The organism is Conexibacter woesei DSM 14684 (assembly GCF_000025265.1).
GTDB classification, from domain to species: Bacteria; Actinomycetota; Thermoleophilia; order Solirubrobacterales; family Solirubrobacteraceae; genus Conexibacter; species Conexibacter woesei.
The window spans coordinates 1,470,035-1,489,850 of record NC_013739.1 but is presented as its reverse complement, the minus strand read 5'-3'; the positions used below and the strand labels follow the sequence as shown (position 1 = coordinate 1,489,850).

19 protein-coding genes are annotated in these 19,816 nt (G+C 70.9%); 8 read left to right on the top strand and 11 right to left on the bottom strand.

All coding sequences use genetic code 11. The features are described 5' to 3' along the window. Positions 1–4 precede the first annotated feature (4 nt). Genes CWOE_RS07110 through CWOE_RS07100 form a run of 3 tightly spaced genes read left to right on the top strand, consistent with a single transcriptional unit; the run spans position 5 to position 2,308 of the window. Positions 5–382, top strand: coding sequence for a nuclear transport factor 2 family protein (locus CWOE_RS07110; RefSeq protein ID WP_012932900.1), 378 nt, complete (start codon positions 5–7; stop codon positions 380–382). A gap of 22 nt (positions 383–404) precedes the next feature. Beyond that, positions 405–1,904, top strand: a complete 1,500-nt coding sequence (locus CWOE_RS07105; RefSeq protein WP_012932899.1) for an aldehyde dehydrogenase — start codon at positions 405–407, stop codon at positions 1,902–1,904. Then, the gene (locus CWOE_RS07100) at positions 1,901–2,308 is read left to right on the top strand and encodes a VOC family protein (protein WP_012932898.1); all 408 of its coding nucleotides are present in this window, start codon (positions 1,901–1,903) and stop codon (positions 2,306–2,308) included. The genes CWOE_RS07105 and CWOE_RS07100 overlap by 4 nt, the downstream gene beginning before the upstream one ends. 7 nt (positions 2,309–2,315) lie before the next feature. Here the strand turns inward: CWOE_RS07100 and CWOE_RS07095 are convergent, their stop codons facing one another. Genes CWOE_RS07095 through CWOE_RS07070 form a run of 6 tightly spaced genes read right to left on the bottom strand, consistent with a single transcriptional unit; the run spans position 2,316 to position 7,651 of the window. Then, positions 2,316–2,903 (bottom strand): M15 family metallopeptidase, encoded by a 588-nt coding sequence (locus CWOE_RS07095; protein WP_012932897.1) that lies wholly within the window; start codon positions 2,901–2,903, stop codon positions 2,316–2,318. A gap of 35 nt (positions 2,904–2,938) precedes the next feature. Then, positions 2,939–3,742, bottom strand: coding sequence for a phytanoyl-CoA dioxygenase family protein (locus tag CWOE_RS07090; protein ID WP_012932896.1), 804 nt, complete (start codon positions 3,740–3,742; stop codon positions 2,939–2,941). An 8-nt stretch (positions 3,743–3,750) separates the two neighbouring features. Beyond that, positions 3,751–5,094, bottom strand: coding sequence for a UDP-N-acetylmuramoyl-tripeptide--D-alanyl-D-alanine ligase (locus CWOE_RS07085; protein WP_012932895.1), 1,344 nt, complete (start codon positions 5,092–5,094; stop codon positions 3,751–3,753). Beyond that, positions 5,075–5,716: a D-Ala-D-Ala dipeptidase VanX gene (gene vanX, locus CWOE_RS07080; RefSeq protein WP_012932894.1), complete on the bottom strand. Its 642-nt coding sequence runs from the start codon at positions 5,714–5,716 to the stop codon at positions 5,075–5,077. Before vanX ends, CWOE_RS07085 begins: the two co-directional genes overlap by 20 nt. Then, positions 5,713–6,753: a D-alanine--(R)-lactate ligase gene (gene vanA, locus CWOE_RS07075; protein WP_012932893.1), complete on the bottom strand. Its 1,041-nt coding sequence runs from the start codon at positions 6,751–6,753 to the stop codon at positions 5,713–5,715. The genes vanX and vanA overlap by 4 nt, the downstream gene beginning before the upstream one ends. Then, complete coding sequence (locus CWOE_RS07070) at positions 6,746–7,651, bottom strand: D-isomer specific 2-hydroxyacid dehydrogenase family protein (protein WP_041730211.1); 906 nt, start codon at positions 7,649–7,651, stop codon at positions 6,746–6,748. Before CWOE_RS07070 ends, vanA begins: the two co-directional genes overlap by 8 nt. Positions 7,652–7,872: 221 nt before the next feature. Between CWOE_RS07070 and CWOE_RS07065 the strand changes: the two genes are divergently transcribed. The 4 genes from CWOE_RS07065 to CWOE_RS07050 are packed head-to-tail and all read left to right on the top strand — an operon-like array spanning position 7,873 to position 11,349. Next, positions 7,873–8,568 carry a response regulator transcription factor gene (locus CWOE_RS07065; protein WP_041730208.1) on the top strand — a complete coding sequence of 232 codons (696 nt, stop codon included), beginning with the start codon at positions 7,873–7,875 and terminating at the stop codon, positions 8,566–8,568. Beyond that, positions 8,561–9,712: a sensor histidine kinase gene (locus tag CWOE_RS07060; RefSeq protein ID WP_049793197.1), complete on the top strand. Its 1,152-nt coding sequence runs from the start codon at positions 8,561–8,563 to the stop codon at positions 9,710–9,712. The genes CWOE_RS07065 and CWOE_RS07060 overlap by 8 nt, the downstream gene beginning before the upstream one ends. After that, positions 9,709–10,422, top strand: a complete 714-nt coding sequence (locus tag CWOE_RS07055) for a FadR/GntR family transcriptional regulator (protein WP_012932889.1) — start codon at positions 9,709–9,711, stop codon at positions 10,420–10,422. The genes CWOE_RS07060 and CWOE_RS07055 overlap by 4 nt, the downstream gene beginning before the upstream one ends. A gap of 30 nt (positions 10,423–10,452) precedes the next feature. Next, complete coding sequence (locus CWOE_RS07050) at positions 10,453–11,349, top strand: LysR family transcriptional regulator (RefSeq protein ID WP_049793196.1); 897 nt, start codon at positions 10,453–10,455, stop codon at positions 11,347–11,349. Here the strand turns inward: CWOE_RS07050 and CWOE_RS07045 are convergent. Next, entirely contained in the window at positions 11,301–12,050 is a 750-nt protein-coding gene (locus tag CWOE_RS07045) for an SDR family NAD(P)-dependent oxidoreductase (protein ID WP_012932887.1), read from the bottom strand. The two genes, CWOE_RS07050 and CWOE_RS07045, sit on opposite strands and share 49 nt — an antisense overlap. 113 nt (positions 12,051–12,163) lie before the next feature. On the opposite strand from CWOE_RS07045, the gene CWOE_RS07040 reads away from it, so the two are divergent. Next, positions 12,164–12,736 carry a dihydrofolate reductase family protein gene (locus CWOE_RS07040; RefSeq protein WP_012932886.1) on the top strand — a complete coding sequence of 191 codons (573 nt, stop codon included), beginning with the start codon at positions 12,164–12,166 and terminating at the stop codon, positions 12,734–12,736. 13 nt (positions 12,737–12,749) lie between these two features. On the opposite strand, the gene CWOE_RS07035 is transcribed toward CWOE_RS07040, so the two are convergent. From CWOE_RS07035 to CWOE_RS30335, 4 genes are all read right to left on the bottom strand, one after another. Further along, the gene (locus tag CWOE_RS07035) at positions 12,750–13,112 is read right to left on the bottom strand and encodes a YciI family protein (protein WP_012932885.1); all 363 of its coding nucleotides are present in this window, start codon (positions 13,110–13,112) and stop codon (positions 12,750–12,752) included. Between the two features lie 17 nt (positions 13,113–13,129). Continuing rightward, a complete protein-coding gene (locus CWOE_RS07030) occupies positions 13,130–13,852 on the bottom strand; it encodes a dihydrofolate reductase family protein (RefSeq protein ID WP_012932884.1) in 723 nt (240 codons plus the stop codon). Positions 13,853–13,939: 87 nt separating this feature from the next. Further along, entirely contained in the window at positions 13,940–17,596 is a 3,657-nt protein-coding gene (locus CWOE_RS30340; RefSeq protein WP_049793195.1) for a DUF3616 domain-containing protein, read from the bottom strand. Positions 17,597–17,845: 249 nt separating this feature from the next. Continuing rightward, complete coding sequence (locus tag CWOE_RS30335; RefSeq protein ID WP_049793194.1) at positions 17,846–19,594, bottom strand: lamin tail domain-containing protein; 1,749 nt, start codon at positions 19,592–19,594, stop codon at positions 17,846–17,848. Between the last annotated feature and the right edge of the window lie 222 nt (positions 19,595–19,816).

Here is a 19,816-nt window from a genome sequence, read left to right as displayed (position 1 = left end):
AGAGATGTCCCTCAGCGAGCTGTTCGAACGCTACGACGACGCCTGGTCGCGGCACGACCTCGACACGATCATGTCGATGCACAGCGAGGACGGCGTCTTCCAGCTGCACATGGGCAAGGAGGAGGTGAGCGGCCGCGAGCAGGTGCGTGCGGCGTTCATCGCCGAGCTGCAGAAGTACCCGGACCTGCGCTTCGAGCGCCGCAGCGTCCGCTATGCCGGCGACATGATCATCTTCGAGTACGTGATGCACACGGGCGGCGCGAGAATGAATGCGCTCGACGTGTTCGTCGTCACCGAAGGGCTCGTGGCGCGCAAGGACACCTACGTCGACGCGACCGCGCTCGCCGCGGCCGAGGCCGCTGCGGCTGAAGCCGCCGCCTGACGCCGCGGGCGAGCGACGGACGATGAGCCAGCAGCAGGAGGCGATCGAGCAGGACGCGCTCTTCATCGGCGGAGAGTGGACTGCCCCGCAGGGCGGCGGGCGGATCGCCGTCGTGTCGCCGAGCAGCGAGCAGCAGGTCGGATCGGTCGCCGAGGCCGGCGCCGCGGACGCCGACGCGGCCGTCGCGGCCGCACGCGCGGCGTTCGCGGCACGCGGCGGGTGGGCGAGCTGGGAGGCCGCCCGCCGCGCCGACGCGCTCGACGCGTTCGCCGACGCCTACGAGCGGCGCGCGGGCGAGTTCGCGCGGCGCGTCTCGCTCCAGAACGGAATGCCGATCGCGATCGCGAGCCGCATCGAGGCCGGCATCCCGCTCGCCGTCTACCGCTACTACGCGGCGCTCGCGCGGGCGCTGCCCGCGGTCGAGCGGCGCGCCGGCGTGCTCGGCGGCTCGATCGACGTCCGCCGCCATCCGGTCGGCGTCGTCGCGGCGATCGTGCCGTGGAACTTCCCGCAGACGCTGACCGCGTTCAAGCTCGCGCCGGCGCTCGCGGCCGGCTGTGCGATCGTCCTGAAGCCGTCGCCCGAGACGGTGCTCGACGCGCTGCTGCTGGCCGATTGCGCACGCGACGCCGGCCTGCCGGACGGCGTCCTCAACATCGTCCCCGGCGGTCGTGAGCTGGGCGCCTGCCTCGTCGCGCATCCCGGCGTCGACAAGGTCGCGTTCACGGGCTCGACCGCCGCCGGCCGCAGCATCGCCGAGGTCTGCGGGCGGCTGCTGCGACCGGTCACGCTCGAGCTCGGCGGCAAGTCCGCCGCGATCGTGCTCGACGACGCCGAGTTGGAGGGCGCGGTCGAGCAGCTGTTCGGCGCGACGTTGCTGAACAACGGCCAGACGTGCTTCCTCTCCACACGCGTGCTCGCTCCCCGCGCACGCTACGACGAGGTCGTCGAGCTGCTCGCCGCGCTGGCGCGCGGGCTGACGGTCGGCGACGCGCTCGACCCGCAGACGGAGGTCGGTCCGCTCGCCACCAGCGTTCAGCGCGAGCGCGTGCGCGGCTACGTCGAGCGCGGCCGGGCGGACGGCGCGCGCCTCGTCGCCGGCGGCGGCGTGCCCGCCGGCCGCGAGTGCGGCTGGTTCCTCGAGCCGACCGTCTTCGCCGACGTCCGCAACGACGACGCGATCGCGCGCGAGGAGATCTTCGGCCCGGTGCTCGCGGTGATCCCATACGACGGTGAGGACGAGGCGGTCGCGCTCGCGAACGATTCGCCCTACGGTCTCGGCGGCACGGTCTGGACGCGCGACCTCGAGCGCGGCGCGGCGGTCGCGGCGCGGATGCAGACCGGCACCGTCGGACTGAACGCGTTCCTGCTCGATCCGGCGGCGCCGTTCGGCGGCGTCAAGGCGAGCGGGCTCGGGCGCGAGCTGGGACCGGAAGGGCTCGCCGCCTACCAGCACGTGCAGTCGATCCACGGCGTCGCTGAGACGACGAGCACCGCAGCGGGTCAAACTGCATCGGTATGAACGGTCTCCCCAGAACGGACGGCGTCACGGTACGCCGGGTCGTGATCGACCACGTCAAGATCGGCGTCAGCGACCTCGCGCGCAGCCGCGCGTTCTACGTCGCTGCGCTGGCGCCGCTCGGCTTCGGCGAGCTGTACGCCGACGAGAGCGGGATCAGCTTCGGGCCGCCCGGCGTCGACGACTTCATAGTCTCGACGCTCGTGCCGACCGCGGCGGGCCTGCACGTCGCCTTCGCGGCCGAGCGGCGCGACCAGGTCGACGCGTTCCACGCCGCCGCGCTCGCGGCCGGCGGCGTCGACAACGGCGCCCCCGGTCCGCGGACGCAGTATTCGGCCGGCTACTACGGCGCGTTCGTGCTCGACCCCGACGGGCACAACGTCGAGGCCGTCTGCCACGGCGGCTAGCTCCCGGTCACTGCTGCATCCGCGGATCCTGCGTCGGGTCGGCGTAGACGGGAGGGCAACCGCGCGCGCTGGCCTCCGGGCGCAGCTCGTAGTGCCAGGGCTCGTTGCCGTAGACCTGGCACAGCTCGTACGAGGCGCCGTGCTCGGACAGCCACGCCGCGGCCTCGGAGGGCCCGATGTCGACCGCCTCCCCCGACACGTGCGCAGACGTGGTGGGGGTCGCGACCCACCGGGCAGCCTCCTCCTCCGAGCCGTACCTCACGACCGCCTCACGGAGGAGCTGCTGCTGGTACTCCGGGGAACGCCAGCCGCTCTCGACGACGAACTCGACCCCGTCGCCCGCAGCGTCCGTCGCGGCCCGGCGCAGGGCGCCGAGGAGCGCCGGATCGAGCCTGGCGACGCCCGGGATCTCGTCGCCGAAGACGGTCGCGCCGTCAGGGACGGCACCGTCGGCCTCGCCGAGCGCACCATCGTGCCGGACGTCGCTCGGTGGTGAGGCCATCGAGGACGACGACGAGGACGACGACCCCAGCAGCTGGTGGCCGAGGGCCGCTGCGATCGCCCCGAGCGTGACGAGCAGGACGGCGGAGCGCATTCTGCGCCTCATGACCCGGTGCTCACCCGCCCGCGTCACGCCGCCTCCTGGAAGCCTGTGGAGCGGGGATCGAGCGGGAGCTCGCCGGTGGCCCAGTAGAACGGGTCGACCGTCGTGTCACCGAGCAGCTGACGACGGATCGGAGGCAAGCCGCCCCACTCCGGCACCTCCTCGAACGGGATGTCGCGCGAGGTCAGCCACCGATAGCTGTACGCCATGAACATGGCGCGCCGGATGCGAGCGCCGAGGTTGTCCCGGCGGCGGTGCCAGAGCCGGGCGTCGAAGACGGCGACCGTGCCGGCGGGCCCGAGGATCGGCACTCCGCCGGGCTGCTCCTCGGTGGGGTATCGCGACGCCGTGTCGAGGTGACTGCGAGGCACCACTTCCAGCGCGCCGTCGTCCGGGGACTCCACGTCGGTGAGGTAGACGGCGACCTTCAGGGTCACCCGCGGCTGTTCCCGCCACAGCAGCCGCATGTCCCGGCCCATCAGCCCGTTGTCACGATGCCAGCGGTGAGCGCCGGTGGGCGGGTGCGGCGGGTGGACGTCCAGGTGGGAGTGATTGATGTAGACGTTCGGCGAGAGCAGCTCGACCGCGAGCCCCAGGAGCGGCGGCCAGTCGACGACCGCCGCCAGGTCGGGGTGCTGCGCCAGGCCTGACAGTTGGTGAAGCTGCCCCGCCGCGCTGACGTCGGGGGACCGCGCCGCCACCTCGTCCACCGCCCGAAGCAGCCGGTGCGAGAGCGGCCTGTCGAGGACCCCGACCACGGACCAGCCTGCGTCCGCCACAGTCTTGGCCGTCTCCACCGTCGTGGTCTCTGCTGGTGTGCTGTAGGTCATGCCGCCATTCAAGGCAGCGGGGTGTTGCCAGCACGTATGGGGTTCTCGATATGCCGGAGATATGCGCCCACCACGTCCTCGAGGCGCGTCACGCGGCTGCCCTTGACGAGCGCCGCGTCACCCGTGCCCAGCGTGCGCAGCAGGGCGACAGCCTCCTCAGCGCCCGTCACGTACGCCTCGCCATAGAGCGGGGTCTCGTATCCCACCGCCTCGATCCCGAGTTCCTCCGCAACGCGCGCGATCCGGCGATGCTCGGACTCGCTGTGGTCCCCCAGCTCGGCCATCAGCCCGAGCAGCGCCAGCTTGCGTTCGCCCGGCAACGCGGCCAGCGATCGCAGGCCCGCCTCGGTCGAGGTGGGCATCGCGTTGTAGCAGTCGACGACCAGGAGCGGACCGTCGGGCATGTGATGGACCTCCATGCGCCACGGTGAGCCCTTGCTCTGCGCAAGTGCCGCGGCCACGGTCTCGATCGGGACCCCGCACCAGAGCGCGACCGTCGCCGCGGCCAGCGCGTTCGGGACCTGGTGCAGGCCGTGCACCCCCAGCCGGACCTCGGCCTGCCCCCACGGCGACGACAGACGGAACCGCGCACGCAGATCCTGGTCGAGCGTGACGTCGTCGGCCCGCACGTCGGCGTCGCCTCCGACCGAATACCCCAGCACGGGAGACGCGCTGAGCGACGCCATGCCCCGGACCCGGGGGTCGTCGAAGTTCAAGACCGCGAGCCCCGATGCCGGCAGGGCGGCGACAAGCTCGCCCTTGACGCGGGCGACGCCGTCGAGGTCGCCCATGTACTCCAGGTGGGCCATGTCGACGCTGGTCACGATGCCGACCTCGGGACGTGCGACGGCGGCCAGCCGCTCGATGTCCCCCGCACGCCGGGCCCCCATCTCGAGGACCGCCCACCGCGCTGCCTCCGGCGCGTTGAACAGCGTCAGTGGCAGGCCCAGCTCGTTGTTGAAGGAACGCTCGCTCGCAGCGGTGCGGAACCTCGCCGCCAGACAGCCGGCCAGGAGATCCTTGGTGGTGGTCTTGCCGACCGACCCGGTGACGCCGATCGCGCCGCCGACCCGACCGCGGGCCAACACCCCGAGCCTCAACATCGCGGCGGCGGTGTCGCCGACGCGGATGGCCGTCCCGCCGACCGGCTCCTGCTCGGTGAGGTAGGCCGGCGCTCCCGCATCGAGCGCTGCCGGGATGTAGGCGTGGCCGTCACGCTCGGCCACGATCGGCACGTAGAGCTGGCCGGGCCGGAGCGTCCGCGAGTCGATGCTCGCCCCCTCGACGCCGACGTCGGGCCCGACCAGCTCGCCGCCCAGATGGGCCGCCAGCTCAGACGTCGAGCAGCGCATGCGCTTCACCCTTTACGACGATCGGAAAGTCGAAGTAGGTGTCTGGATACGGCTCGTCCTTGAGCGTGTAGTGCCACCACTCGCGCTCGTAGGCGTGAAAGCCGCAGCGATCCATGAGCGAACGGAGACGTCGCCGGTTGCTCGCTTCGATCTCCGTGAGCCCGCTCGCTCCATGGTGGGAGACGGCATCCATCAGGTCGAAGTCACCGCCCATTCGAGCAAGCTCTCCGTCAGTCAAGTGAAAGAACGTCAAGTCGACGGTGCCGCCCCGGGTGTGGGCCGACTTCGCCGCTACGTACCCCTGCTCGAACATCTCGGCCTTGCTGATGTTCGGATGGTGCCGGCGCTTCTTCCGGCCGTCCTCCGGCTGCCGCGCCCAGCGCAGAAAGCGGTCGACGGCGCGTTGCGGGCGATACCCGTCCCACAGCAGCAAGCCGAAGCCGAGGGCCGCGGCCTCGTCACGCGCGTCTTCCAAGGCCGCGCACAAGGCCCGCGTGCCGACGATGCGATTGGCGAGATATCCGTCGACCGGCTTGCCGGTGAAGTTGTCCCACGTCGCGTACTTCGCGTCCCAGCGTATTCCGGCGACGAACTTGTCGACGAAGACGAAGTCTCCGTTCATCGCCCGTCACCCGTCAGCGCCAGCGCCACGATCCGGTCGATCACCTCGGCGAACGGCAGTCCCGCAGCCGCCATCATCCGCGGGTACCGGCTGTAGGACGTCATGCCGGGCAACGTGTTGACCTCGTTGAGGACCACGTCCCCGTCCGCTGTCAGGAACATGTCCACCCGCGACAGTCCCCGGCATCCCAAGGCGCGATACGCGGCCTTCGCCGTCTCCTGAACGAGCGCGCGTGCCTCCTGCGAGATGGCCGCGGGAACCGTGACGGACGAGTTGTCGGACCCTCTCTCCGGCTCGTCCTCCTGATGGATCCGGAAGAAGCCGTGCGACAGCGCGATCTGATCGACCTCGCCGGCGAGCAGATCCAGACCGTTGCCCAAGATCGCGCAGCCGATCTCGCTGCCGACGACCGCCTCCTCGACCAGCACCTTCGAGTCGTACCGCCGCGCGACGTCCAGCGCACCCGGCAGCTCGTCCCTGCCAGACACCTTGCTGACGCCGAACGACGAACCCGAGCGGGCCGGCTTCACGAAGACGGGATAGGGGAGCTGGTCGGGATCGACGTGCTCGTTCGCCGTGACGGTCCAGAAGCGCGGCGTCGCGATTCCCGCGGCTCTGGCGACCGTGTACGTCAGGGACTTATCCATGCACAGGGCGGAGCTCTGGACGTCGCAGCCCGCGTACGGAATGCCGGAGAGCTCCAGCAGTCCCTGCATCGCGCCGTCCTCCCCGAGCTTGCCGTGCAGGACGGGCAACACCACGTCCAGGCTGATCGTCTCGTACCGTCCGTACTCCAAGACGAGCAGTCCGCGTGCGCTTCTGTCGGGTGACAGCGTCGCCGGACGGCACCTTCCGTTCTCCCAATCCGCGTCGGGGCCGTCGCAGAGCTTCCAGGCGCCGCTCGTCGTGATCCCGATGTAGAACGGCTCGTATCTCGCGGGATCGAGATGCCGCGCGACCTCTTGCGCCGACTTCACGGAGATCGGATGCTCTTCGGAGCAGCCGCCGAAGATGACCCCGGTCTTCAGCCTATGCATGCTGGTCTCTGCCTTCGAAGCGCAGGCAATTGATCAGGCTGTTCTCGACGGTGTCGCTCAAGGCGTGGTCGGTGTAGTAGGCGGTGTGCGGCGTGATCAGCACATTCGGCAGCGTGTGCAATCGCAGCAGCAACGGGCTTTCGATCGGCCTGTCGCTGCAGTCGGCGTAGAAGATCCCTTCCTCTCCTTCGAGGACGTCCAGCGCCGCGCCGCCCAAGCTGCCGCGTTCCAAGGCCGAGACCAGCGCCTCGGTGTCGACAAGGGCGCCGCGTCCCGTGTTGACGACCACCGCGCCGTGCTTCATCCGCTCGATCCGCCTGCGATCGAGCAGATGGTGCGTCTCCGCGGTGAGTGGCGTATGGAGCGTGACGATGTCGCTCTGCTCGAGCAATGCGCCGAGCGCGACGTAGTCGGCCGCAGTCGTGGGCCGCGTGTCATGGGCGAGCGTTCGGCAGCCGAACCCGCTCAGCCGGTCGATGACCGCGCCGCCGATCCGTCCCGTCCCGATCACCCCGACGGTCAGGTCGCGCAGCTCCTTCCCGCGGATGCCGCTCAGCGTGTAGTCATGAACGTCTGCACGCCTGATGACGGACTTCGCGTGTCGCACCGCCATCAGCATCAGCATCAGCGTGTAGTCGGCCACGCTGTCCGGCGAGTAGGCGACGGTCTCGACGGCGATGCCCACGCTCCGTGCGTGATGCACGTCGACGTGGTTGCATCCGACGCTTCGCGTGGAGATGTACCTCACACCAGCTTCGCTGAGCGCACGAAGCGTGGAGTTCGTGACGTGCGTCTTGTGACCGATGCTGATGCAGCGGTTCCCGCGCGCCAAGTCGACGGTGCCTTCGGCCACCGCTTCCTCGGTGATCGTCGGCACGACGCCGAGGCGGGGCGCCATCGCTCCGAACACGGCGGCCTCGTCCTCCCCGCAGCCGTAGACCGTGATCCCCGTGGTCGAGGCCGCCGAGGAGGGCGAGGACGCTGGCGATCGGATGCGGCGGGCCGCTGGTGGTGCTGGTTCGCTGCGGATCATGCGTCCAGTCAAGGCAGCGGGGTGTTGCCAGCGCATATCCGGTTTTGGATATGCCGGCGATATGCGCCAGCTCCTAGCATGGAGGCGTGCGCGTCTTGATCGTCGAGGACGAGCCCTACATGGCCGAAGCGATCCGCGACGGCCTGCGCCTGGAAGCGATCGCGGCCGACATCGCCGGTGACGGCGACGCCGCCGTGGAGCTGCTGAGCGTCAACGCCTACGACATCGCCGTCCTCGACCGTGACATCCCCGGGCCCTCCGGCGACGAGATCGCCCAACGCATCGTGGCCTCCGGCAGCGGCATGCCGATCCTCATGCTCACCGCCGCCGACCACCTCGACGACAAGACCACCGGGTTCGAGCTCGGCGCCGACGACTACCTCACGAAGCCGTTCGAGCTCCAGGAGCTCGTGCTCCGCCTCCGAGCGCTCGACCGCCGGCGCGCGCACCACAGGCCGCCCGTGCGGGAGATCGCTGGCCTGCGGCTGGACCCGTTCCGCCGAGAGGTCTACCGCGACGGCCGCTACGTCGCGCTCACGCGCAAGCAGTTCGCCGTGCTCGAAGTCCTCGTCGCTGCCGAAGGCGGGGTCGTGAGCTCCGAAGAGCTGCTGGAACGGGCGTGGGACCAGAACGCCGACCCGTTCACCAACGCCGTGCGCATCACAGTCTCGGCCTTGCGCAGACGCCTCGGCGAACCCTGGATCATCGCCACCGTCGCTGGCTCCGGCTACCGCATCGACGCAGCGCCGGGCGCCGGGGACGGGGGCGGTGACGGTGGATAGAGCCTCCGACCTGAGCGTTCGCCTCAAGCTCGCGCTCAGCTACGCCGGCTTCCTGATGGTCGCAGGCGCCTGGCTGCTCGCCGCCGTGTGGGTCTTCCTGCTGCGAGGCTACCCCAAGAGCAGCATCGTTCCCAGGCTCTCCGACTTCCCGCGCGTCCTCGACCCATCGAACTTCGGCCCACGCGTCTTCGGCGCGGCGACCGTCGTCGTGCTGGTGTTCCTGCTGGTGTTCGGTCTGGTGGGAGGGTGGATTCTCGCCGGCCGCATGCTCGCCCCGCTGGGCCGCATCACGGATGCCACACGGATGGCCGCGGGCGGCTCGCTCTCGCATCGGATCCGGCTGCAGGGCCCCCGAGACGAGTTCCGCGAGCTCGCCGACGCCTTCGACAGCATGCTCGCGCGCTTGGAGGCACACGTCGCCGAGCAGCAGCGATTCGCCGCCAACGCCTCCCACGAGCTGCGCACCCCGCTGGCGATCACGCAGGCGTTGCTCGACGTCGCCCGCAACGATCCGGACCATGCCGACGGCGAGCTGGTCGACCGCCTCCACTTCGTCAACACCCGGGCGATCGACCTCACCGAAGCGTTGCTGGTGCTCAGCCGCGCCGACCAGCGGTCCTTCACCCGCGAGCACGTCGACCTGTCCCTCATTGCCGAGGAGGCCACCGAGACGCTGCTCCCCCTCGCAGAAGGGCGTGGCCTCACGATCGAGACCTCCGGCAACGCGGCGCCCGCGAGCGGCTCACCCGCGCTCCTGCTGCAGCTGGCGACGAACCTCGTGCACAACGCGATCGTCCACAACCTGCCCGACCACGGCACCGTATGGGTCACGACCAGCGCGAGCTCCGAGAACGTGGCGCTCACGATCGAGAACACCGGCGAGCAGCTCACCCCGCAGCTGGTCACCATGCTCGCCGAGCCGTTTCAGCGCGGCTCCAAACGCATCCGCAGCGACCACGGCGGTGTCGGCCTCGGCCTGGCGATCGTCAAGAGCATCGCCCAAGCGCACGACGGGACCCTCACGCTCTCCCCCCGTGCCGCCGGGGGGCTCAGCGTCACGGTGCAACTCCCCGCCGCGCCTGTGGATCAGCATGGGCGGACCGCACCGACCAGCGCGGCAGCCGACGACGTCCCGCCGCCATGACCTTCGCTCCACAGCAGCTGGAGCGGCGCCCCGTCTACGAGCAGGTCGCCGACGCGCTTCGCGAGGCGATCCTCAGCGGAGAGATGCCCCCGGGCAGCGCGCTGCCGCCCGAGCGCGAGCTCTGCGAGCGCTTCGGCGTCGGCCGCACGACGGTCCGCGAGGCGCTGCGCGCGCTGCAGACCAGAGGTCTGGCCGTCGCGACCGGCCCGACGTTGCCGCTGCGGGTCGTCGCGCCCGACGCGCTGACGACCGAACCGCTGCGCGACACGCTCGTGCACCTGCTGCGGCTCGGACGCGTGCCGCTCGACGACCTGATCGGCCTCGGCGCCACGCTCGAGGGTGCGGGCGCCGAGCAGGTCGCGACGAGCGACCCGCAGCCCGACCTCACGACCGTGCGCGATCAGATCGCGCTGATGCGCGCGGCGGGCGCCGACGTCGAGGCGTTCGAGCTCGCCGACATGCGCTTCCACCTCGAGCTGGTGCGGGCGTCCGGCAGCGAGGCGCTGACGATCGTGATGCTCGCCGTGCGCGACACGGTGTCCAAAGCGTTGTTGTCGCACTTGAAGTCGCTCGCCGACCCGCGCCCGACCCTCGCCCAGCTGATCGCCGAGCACGAGGGCATCCTGCAAGCCGTGCTCGACCGCGACGGCGACGCCGCGCGGCGCTTGTCCGGCGAGCACCTGCGGCGCTTCTACATCGGCTCCGCGTAGGCTGAGCGGCGGCCCGCTAGCGTGTGGCGTGTGACCCTCACTCAGCTCGCGTACTTCGTCGCCGTCGTCGAGACCGGGTCGTTCACGGGCGCGGCGCGGCGCGAGCACGTCGCCCAGCCGTCGCTCTCGCAGCAGATCCGTGCGCTCGAGCGGGAGCTGGGCGGGCCGCTGCTGGAACGCCTCCCGCAGGGCGTGCGGCTGACCGCCGCCGGACGGGCGCTGCTGCCCAAGGCGCGTGTGGCGGTACAGGCCGTCGCGGACGGTCGCACGCTCGCCGGGAACGCGCTCGTCGACGGTCCTGACGCGCTGTGCGTCGCGGTGGTCGGCGGGACGCCGCTGGAGCCGGTCGCGCGCGCGATCGCGTCGCTGCGCGCCGCGCGGCCGCAGCTGACGGTCCGCCTCCACGTCCACGCCGACGCCGCGCGGCTGCACGAGCTGATCCTCGAGGGCGAACGCGTCGTGGCGGTCGGTCCGCCGCCCGCGGCCTGGGAGGGACCGGTGACCGCGCTCGGCGAGCGCGAGCTGGTGCTCGCCACTGCGGCCGACGCCGACGACGAGCGTCTGCACGACGGCGTCGCGCTCGCGGATCTGGCGGACCGGACGTGGATCGCGCTCGACCAGGACGGCGACCGCGCGACGGCGGCACTCGCGGATGCCGGTGTCGAGCCCGGCACCCTGCTGCTCGCCAGCCACCTCGACGCCTTGCTCGCGCTCGTCGCGGCGGGCGCCGGCGTCGCGCTCGTCGACCCTGCCGCGCTCGCCGGCCGCGACGGCCTGCGAGGCGTGCCGGTCGCCGAGGCGCCCACCTGCCTCTGTGCCGCGTTCGGGAACGGGCCGTGGACGCCGGCCGCGCGAGAGCTGGTCGACCGACTCGCCGCTCAGGCGGCGACGGCGCCGAGCAGCCCGCCGTCGATGATCAGCTCCTGACCCGTCACGTAGCGCGCCTGCTCGGAGGCGAGGAACGCGACGGCGTCGGCGACCTCCTCGGCCGTGCCGATGCGGCCGAGCGCGATCTGCTTGCGCACGGCGCCCTCGGCCACGTTGTCGGGCACCGCCGTCACGAACATGTCGGTGCGGATGTAGCCGGGGCTGACGGCGTTGACGCGGATGCCGCGAGGCGCCAGCTCGGCCGCGAGCGACCGTGCGAGGCTCGCGACCGCGGCCTTGCTGGCGGCGTAGACGGAGCCGCCGGCGAGGCCGCGGTGGGCGGTCCAGGATGCGTTGAGCACGATCGCGCCGCCGTCGGCGAGCAGCGGCAGGGAACGCCGCAAGGTCAGCAGCACGCCCTTGACGTTGATGTCGAGCAGGCGGTCGGCCTCAGCGTCTCCGAGCACGTCAAACGGCTTGAAGAGGGCGATTCCGGCGTTGGCGAAGACGATGTCGAGGTGCCCGAAGCGTTCGGCGATCGCGGCCGTGGTGCGGTCGGCGTCGGCTGCGACGGAGACGTCCGCCCGCACGGTGAGCAACCGCTGCGGGTCGCCGAGCTCCAGCGCCGCCGCCGCGAGCCGTGCGTCGTCACGGCCCGTGATGACAACGGTCGCCCCACCGTCCAGCAGGCGGCGCGCGGCCGCAAGCCCCATGCCGCTCGTGCCCCCGGTGACGAGGGCGATCTTGTCCGTGAATTCCATGACGCCGACGCTACGACGACATCGCCTGCCTGTCGAAGACGCACTCCCTATGGCGCGATAGCCCCCATGCGGAGCGCCGATGAGTTCCGGCGCCCCTGGCAGTCTCTTCGCGCATGACCAACGCCACGCTGCTCTACGCCATGCAGGTCTCGCTCGACGGCTTCATGGAGGCCCCCGGCCACGACATCTCCTGGACCGCCCCGGACCCCGAGGCGCACACCTACATGAACGAGATGGAGGCGGCGACCGTCGTCAGCCTCTACGGCCGCAGGCTGTTCGAGCTGATGGAGTCCTACTGGCCGACAGCCGACGAGGACCCGAACGCCGCCCCCGAGGTCGCGCAGTACGCGCGCGTCTGGCGCGAGTCGCCGAAGGTCGTCTTCTCCAACACGCTCGATGCCGTCACCGGCAACGCGCGCCTCGTCAGAGGCGACGCCGCCGAGGAGGTCGCCCGGATCAAACGCGAAACCGACGGCCTGATCACCGTCGGCGGCGCCCACCTCGCCGCGTCGCTGATGCGCGCGGAGCTGGTCGACCAGATCGAGGTGCTCGTCTACCCCGTGCTGATCGGCGAGGGCACGCCGCTGCTGCCCGAGCTGCGCGACCGCGTCGGTCTCGAGCTGGAGGCGACGCGCACGTTCCGGCAGTCGGGCGTCGTCAGCCTGCGCTACCGCGTACGGCGCTAGCGCAAGCCGACGGTCACCGCTCGACGTCGGCCTCGTGCACGAGTGGCCGGACCTCGACACCCCAGTAGCGCGCCGATGGGTTGCGGGCCGCGATCTCCAGAGCCCGTTCCATGCTGTCGCAGTCGAGGATCGTGAAGCTGCCGAGGTACTCCTTGGCCTCGGCGTAGGGGCCGTCGGTCACCACCGGCGTCCCGGCGGTGACCCGGACCATCTTGGCGTTCACCTGGTCGGCCACGCCATAGCCGCCGACCAGCTCACCCGACTCGACCAGCTCCCGGTTGAGGGCATCGGTCTCGCGGATGATCTCGGCGAGCGTCTCCGCACCCACCGAGTTGAACGCTTCCTCGTTGCCGTAGATCAGCAGCATGTACTTCACAGCTCGCTCCTCTCTCGCTACTCCGGCTGGGCCGGTCCGACCAGGTCGCCGCTGGCGCCGCGATCGTCCAGCACCAGCTTCGACCGCCCGGTGACGGTATAGCGAATGTGGGTGACCTCAGGCGCCTCGACGACCCGGGTCGGGACCAGCTCGATGCCGTCGTCGGCGCCGAGGCCGAGGCTGGGATCGAACAGGCGCTGGCCGTCGCCCAGCAGCACCGGGGCGATGTGCAACTCGAGCTGGTCGAGCAGCCCGGCGCTCAGCACCTGGCGCAGAAGCTCCCCGCCGCCGGCCACCGCCACGTCCTTGCTGCCGGCAGCGTCCCGGGCCAACTCGACGGCCCGCTCGAGTCCTTCGGTGACAAAGGTGAAGGAGGTACCACCCTGGCGTTCGAGGACGTCCCGGGTACGGTGGGTGACGACGAACACCGGTGCGTGGAACGGCGGCTCCTCGCCCCAGGGGACCTCGCCGGCGTCGAACATGCGCCGGCCCATGACGTAGGCACCGGCCGCCGCGAACGTCTCCTCGATGATCTCCGAGTTGATCGACTGCTCGCCGCCGGCGAAGCCCATCCGCTCACGCCAGCCCATGGCGTCGACGGCCCAGCGGGTGATCCGGAAGAAGCCGGGCGCCTCGGGGCCCCGCATCCAGCCACTCATCTCCTTGGGGTTCCGCGTGTCCCGCGGTCCGGTGTAGAAGCCGTCGAGGGACACCGACATCTGGGCGGTCACCTTGGTCATCGTTCGTGCTCCTCTGCGTGTTGGCGGCCCCTTTGGCCGCCGGTGCCCATGAGTCGGAGCCGACCGCCCGTTCTCGACATGCGCTGCCTACCGCGTGACGCGCAGCTGGACTGTCTGCGTCACCGTCTCGCGGCCGACCCGCATGCGGACCGTGACGACGTGCGTGCCGACGCGGGCGGTGCGGCCGATCGTCAGGCGCAGACGGACCGTGCGCGACTCGCCGGCGCGGAGACGCCCCAGCTTGACCGTGCGGCCGTGGGCCTCGAGCGCCTTCGGCGCCGACGCGGTCAGCGTCGAGCCGTCGAACGCCGCGGCGGTGCCGTTCCTGACGCGCAGCGACACGGTCGCGGTGCGGCCGCGGCGGACTCTCGTCGCGGTGGAACGGGTGGTGCTCAGCGAGAACGTGCCGTCTCTGCCCGGCACGCCGGTGTCGCCCTTCGGGCCGATCGGTCCGAGCGGGCCCGCGGGCCCGACAGGGCCACCAGCGCCGTCTCTGCCCGCGGCGCCGGCGTCTCCTCTCGCGCCGTCGGCACCGTCGGCGCCATCCGAGCCATCGTCACCGCCGGGGCCGGTGGGGAGCGCGGTGCTGGTGCCCGACAGCGGCACCGACAGCTCGCCGCTCGCCGTGTTCGTCTTCACGACCAGCGTCGCGTTCGAGGTCACGTCCTGCCGCGCGGGCGAGAAGCGCAGGCCGATCTTGCACGAGGCGCCCGGCACGAGCACCTCGTCGCTGCACTCGTTGCGGCTGACGAGGAAGTCGTCGAACGACGTGCCGTCCGCGTCGGTCCCGCCCACTCTGCCGATCCGCAGCTTGCCCGACCCGCTGTTGGTGACGGTGACGATTCTCGGCGCGCCGGTCGTCTGCGCCGCCTGCGCGGGGAACGCGATCGACGTTGCGCTCGACGCGGCGAGCGTTCCGACCGCGCCGGTCAGCTCGACCAGGTCGGTGCGCGACTTGCGCGTCCAGTCGTTGCTGTCGTCCTTGTTCTCCACGCCAGATCCGTAGAGCTCGACGTAGCCCTGGTCCATCAGCAGACGGACCTGCTGCCCCGGAGCCAGGCGCGCCGGGACCTCGCCGATTCCCTCCCAGGCGCCGGCATTGTCGGCGTGGTCGGGCTCGAGGTCGCGCGCGACGTGGGTGGTAAGCCGCACGGGGGCGACGTGCGGATCGCCGTCCCACGCCCACAGCGCCTGCTCGGTCGCAGCGGTGGGCAGCCCCGCCGTGGCGGAGAGGATCAGGTACTCGCCGGCGGCGTTCTTGCGGATCTCGCGGATGCTCTGGCCGTCGAGGTCGAGCAGGATCGGGTCGCCGAACTCGGCCGCTCTCGCGGTGCCGGCGGTCAGCTCCTCGACGTTCTCCAGCGGCACGATCAGCGCTCTGCCGCCGGACTCCGGCGGCACGACCGGTGAGCGGAAGCCGAGGTAGAGCGAGCTGCCGTCGGGCGAGAACTCGGCGCCCTCGATGTTGAAGCCGTTGAGACGGTCCGGCGGGATCTTGCCCACGCCGGCGGCGTAGAGCCCCAGCGAACCGTCGTGCTCGGTGCGATCCCACTCTGCCAGATCGGTGCGCAGCCTCTGGTACGGCGTGCCGACCGGCTCGATTCTCGCGTTGGGGCCACGGCCGGTCAGTCTCGTCCGGTAGATGCGGTGACGGCTCGCCTGGCCGCCGCCGTCCTTTCTGTTGCCGTGCGAGCCGAGCCAGTAGATCGCGTCGCCCTTGCGCGCCGCGGACTCGAAGTCGACCTCGCCGCCGGTCGGGCCGGGGGTGAAGGTCGTGAGCTCACGGCCCGAGACGCGGGCGTCGTAGAGCCGGATCGGGGCGCGCTCGTCGTCGGCGACCAGCAGGTGGCCGTCGCCGACCGCGATCGCGGTCGAGGCGTCCGACGTCGCCAGCAGCACGCGGCTGGTCGGCGTCGTCGCGCGCGAGACCTCGTAGATGAACGACACCTGCTCGGTCTTGCCCGACGGGCCGGTGACCGTGACGGTGACGCGCAGCGGGGGCGCGATGCTGCCGCCGCTGGGCTCCGCCGTCTCCTTCTTGGGCCGCAGCACGACCCAGCGGTTGGAGCCGCTGCCGCCGAACTCGATGTCGCCAGGCGCGAGCACCGTCGCCGGATCGCGGTTCGGGTCGTTGTGCTCGTTCGCCGCGGTCGCGCTGAGTCTCAGCTGCGACGGATCGGTCAGCCGTCCGTCGGCGCCAAGCTGGGCGACGTGGAACGGCACTCTCGTGCCGTCCGGGTCGAGCGCCACCCCGGACCGTCCGGCGACGAGCAAGGACGCGGTCGACGACGAGTCGACCCGGACCTGGCCGCCGTCGAGCGTCCCGATCACCGGCTTCTCCGCCTCGCCGTTGGTGACGACCGGCGTCGGCGCCGACGTCCCCTGCCCGCTCGCGTCCGCGCACGTCACCCGCACCGAGAGTCTGCGCCCGAGGTCGCGCGGCCAGACCGTGTAGGTCGGCCCGATCGGCAGGCCGGCCCCCGGATGAATGGTGTCGCTGTCCGGGTCGGTGACGTGCGGGTTGGCGACGATCTCCACGCCGTCACTCAGCCACTGGTATCGCAGGCTCGATGGCGAGCACGCGGGCTCATCGGGCTCGGCGCCCAGCGTGCCGGGATCGGTCACCTGGAGCGTCGACCAGACCTCGCTGGTGCCGGTCACCGTCGGCGGCGTGCCGTCGACGGGAGCGACCGGTGGGTCGGAGAAGTTCACCGTCCAGCGCGGCTGCGGCGACGAGTCGCCGGGAACCATCGACATCAGCTCGACGCTCGCGGCGCTCTCGTCGGCCAGCGTGACTCGTCCCGTCGCAGGGTCGTAGCTGCCCACGGAGCTCGGCTCGACCTTCAGCGAATCGGTGATCGCGGCGCTCTGTCTCAGCGCCGGCAGGACGACCCCGCCGGGCTGGTATGCCCCCACGTAGAGCTGCTGGGAGTCCGTCTGATCCCACGACGGCGGTCTGCTCCAGCTGTCGAACGGCGTGAAGTCGGTGATCCGGTTGCTCGACAGCAGCAGCCCTTCGCCGGAGCTCGTGTAGTCGACAAGTCTGCTGTCGCCGAGGACCGCCAGCGACGACGCGTCCGCGATCCGGTTGACCGCGAGGCCAAGCGTCCTGATCTTCGCGGGATCGACCTTGCCGACGAGCGGCGCGGGGTTCGTGATCCGGTTTCGCGTCAGGTCCAGCGTCGTCAGGTTCAGCAGCTGCGGCAGCCGGCTGGCATCGCTGATCGCGTTGTTGGTCAGGTTCAGCGACGTCAGGTTCGTCAGCGACGCCAGCGGCGTCGGATTGGTCACGCCCTGGCCCTGCACCGTGAGGGCCGCCAGGTTCGTCAGACCCGCCAGCGGTCTCAGGTTGCGCGCCTTGCCGCTCTGCAGGTGCAGCGACGTGAGGTTCGTCAGCCCCGCCAGCGGCGCGAGGCTCGTGTACGTGCTGGCCTGTCTCGCGGAGATCCCCGCGATCGTGATGCCCCTGACGTTCGTGAACGCCTCCAGGCCGGTGAGATCGGCGAACGGCCCGGTGAGCGAGTACGAGCCGAACAGACTCGCCGCCTCGCCAACGGTGATGTCCTGAGTCGCCGGCCGGCCAGAGCCGAGTCTCGTGTTGAGTCTGGCCTTCAGGTTGGCATCGGGGATGTTGACGATGTCGGTGTCGGCGGCGTGGGCAGCGACGGGCGCGAGCGGCAGCTGCGCCGGCGCGAGCGTCAGCCCGCCGGTCAGCGTGAGCGCCGCTGCGATACCGGCGAACACCGCGCGGCACCCCGGCCGCGACGAAGATCGAGGGGACATGCGACTCCTGGAGGATGGGGACGGGACGCGCGCCGCCCCGCGGCCCTACGCCCATAACCACGCCATCGTGATCTCAGGCGGCCGTCACAGAGTTAACGTTATGTGATCAGCTTGCGCCAGCTCTTTGCGTTTCTGAACTGGTGCACAACGACGGAACGCCGCCGGGGCGCAAGGCCCCGACGGCATCCGCGGCGGTTTCAGACGTTGCCGTTAGTTGGCGGCGTCGTAGGACGGGGTGGCGTCCACGGTCCAGATGCCCAGACCGCTGGACTGGCGGGCGTAGGACCCGGCCGCGTGCTGGCTCCACTCGAAGTGGTCGACCGGGATGGAGGTGCCGACCGTGCCGCCGGCGCGGTAGAGGCGGACGGCGTCGTCGCTCCCCAGGCCGAAGCCGGCCGTGGCCTCGGTTCTGAGCACGAACGTTCTGCCGGCCGCGATCGTCGTTCTGGCGGGGATCGTGTAGGTGTTGGCGTTCGTGCTGTCGGCGATGATCGCGCCGCCGATGTCGATCGTCACGCCGGATGTGTTGTACAGCTCCACCCAGTCGCCGTTGGTGACGTCACCGGTGGAGACGACCTCGTTGAGCACGACGTAGGAGATGTCCGGCGTCACCGTGGAGGTGAAGTCGTTCGCCGCCGCGAAGGTGCCCTTGTTGGTCGCCGCGAACACGCCGCTGCCGTTGAGCCCGAGGGTCTGCAGCGCGTGCGTGCTCCACGACTGTCTGGAGACCGCCGGCGCCGCGGCCAGGTCGACGGCGTCGGCTCTGAAGAGGCGGGCCGAGTCGGCGTCGCCCAGACCGAACTGCCCGTCGCCGAGGGCGGGGTCGTCGACCCGGAAGGCGGCCACTGCTCCGGCGGCCAGGTCCGGGGTGGCGGCGGGGATCCGGAAGACGTGGCTGTTGTCGTTGTCGGAGAGGATCGCGTCGTCCAGGTTCACTCTGGTCCCGGTGGTGTTCTTCAGCTCGATCCAGTCGCCGTTGGTGTCGTCGCCGTGGCTCTCGGCCTCGTTGACGACCACGCCGGTCAGGTTGGGGGCCGTGACGCCGCTGAACTGGTTGACCGCGCCGAACGTGCTGACCGAGGTCTGGGCCCAGCTGCCGGCTCCGGCGACGGTGCGTCCCCAGGTGATGGTCGCGTGGGACGACCAGGTGACCTGGTCGACGACTCTGCTGAGGGTGACGTCGTTGGGGGCGTAGAGCTTCACGGCGTCAGCAGCGCCGAGGCCGAAGTTGCCCGCGACCGCCGGGTCGTCGACGCGGAAGGCGACGTAGCCGCCCGCGGGAAGGTCCGGCGTCGAGGACGGGATGACGAACTGGTGGGCCGGGTCGCTGTCGGTGATGATCGCGCCGTCGATGTTGATCGCCGAGCCGGTGGTGTTGTACAGCTCCGCCCAGTCGCCGTTGGTGGCGTCGCCGTTGGACTCGACCTCGTTGAGCTTGATGCCGGTGATGTTGCCGATCGACGGGAGGCCGAAGTCGTTGGCGTCGCCGAACGTGGCCGCCGCGGTGGTCTGGAAGGTGCCCGTGCCGTCCGGGTTGCGGCCGTAAGTGGTCGCGGCGTGCGCCGTCCAGGAGTAGGAGTCGGCCGGCGTGGTCGACCCGAGGTTGACGGTGCCGGCGGGGAACAGGCGAGCAGAGTCGGCGGCGCCGAGACCGAAGTTGCCGGAGACGGCGGGGTCGTCGACACGGAAGGCCGCCCACTCGCCGACACCCAGGAACGTTCTGGCGGGGATGAGGACCCGGTGGGTGTTGTCACTGTCAGACAGGATCACGCCCGAGAGGTCGACCTCATCGTTGACGACTCTGCCGGTGTTGTAGAGCTCGATCCAGTCGCCGTGGACGGCGTCGCCGTTGGACTCGACCTCATTGATCTTGACGTCGGTCAATCTGGTGGTCACCGCCGAGGCCGGCGCGACCCCGACGGCAAGGACGGCGCAGGCGGCGGCCGCAGTGGCGGCCATGGCGCGGCGGGTCCGCGCGACCCGGATCCGCGACAATTCCAACTTCATGATGTGTCCCCTTCACGATTGATGAAGCTGCTGGTTGGCCCCGTGAACGTAACCGCACGCGCCAGGTCCACATGTGATTTCGCCGTGAATCCCCGCCGGCAACTTCGCGGGGAGCAATTACGAAACGGTCGTCAAGAACTGGGGACCGCAGCTCCCGGTCATCGGCCAGGAGAT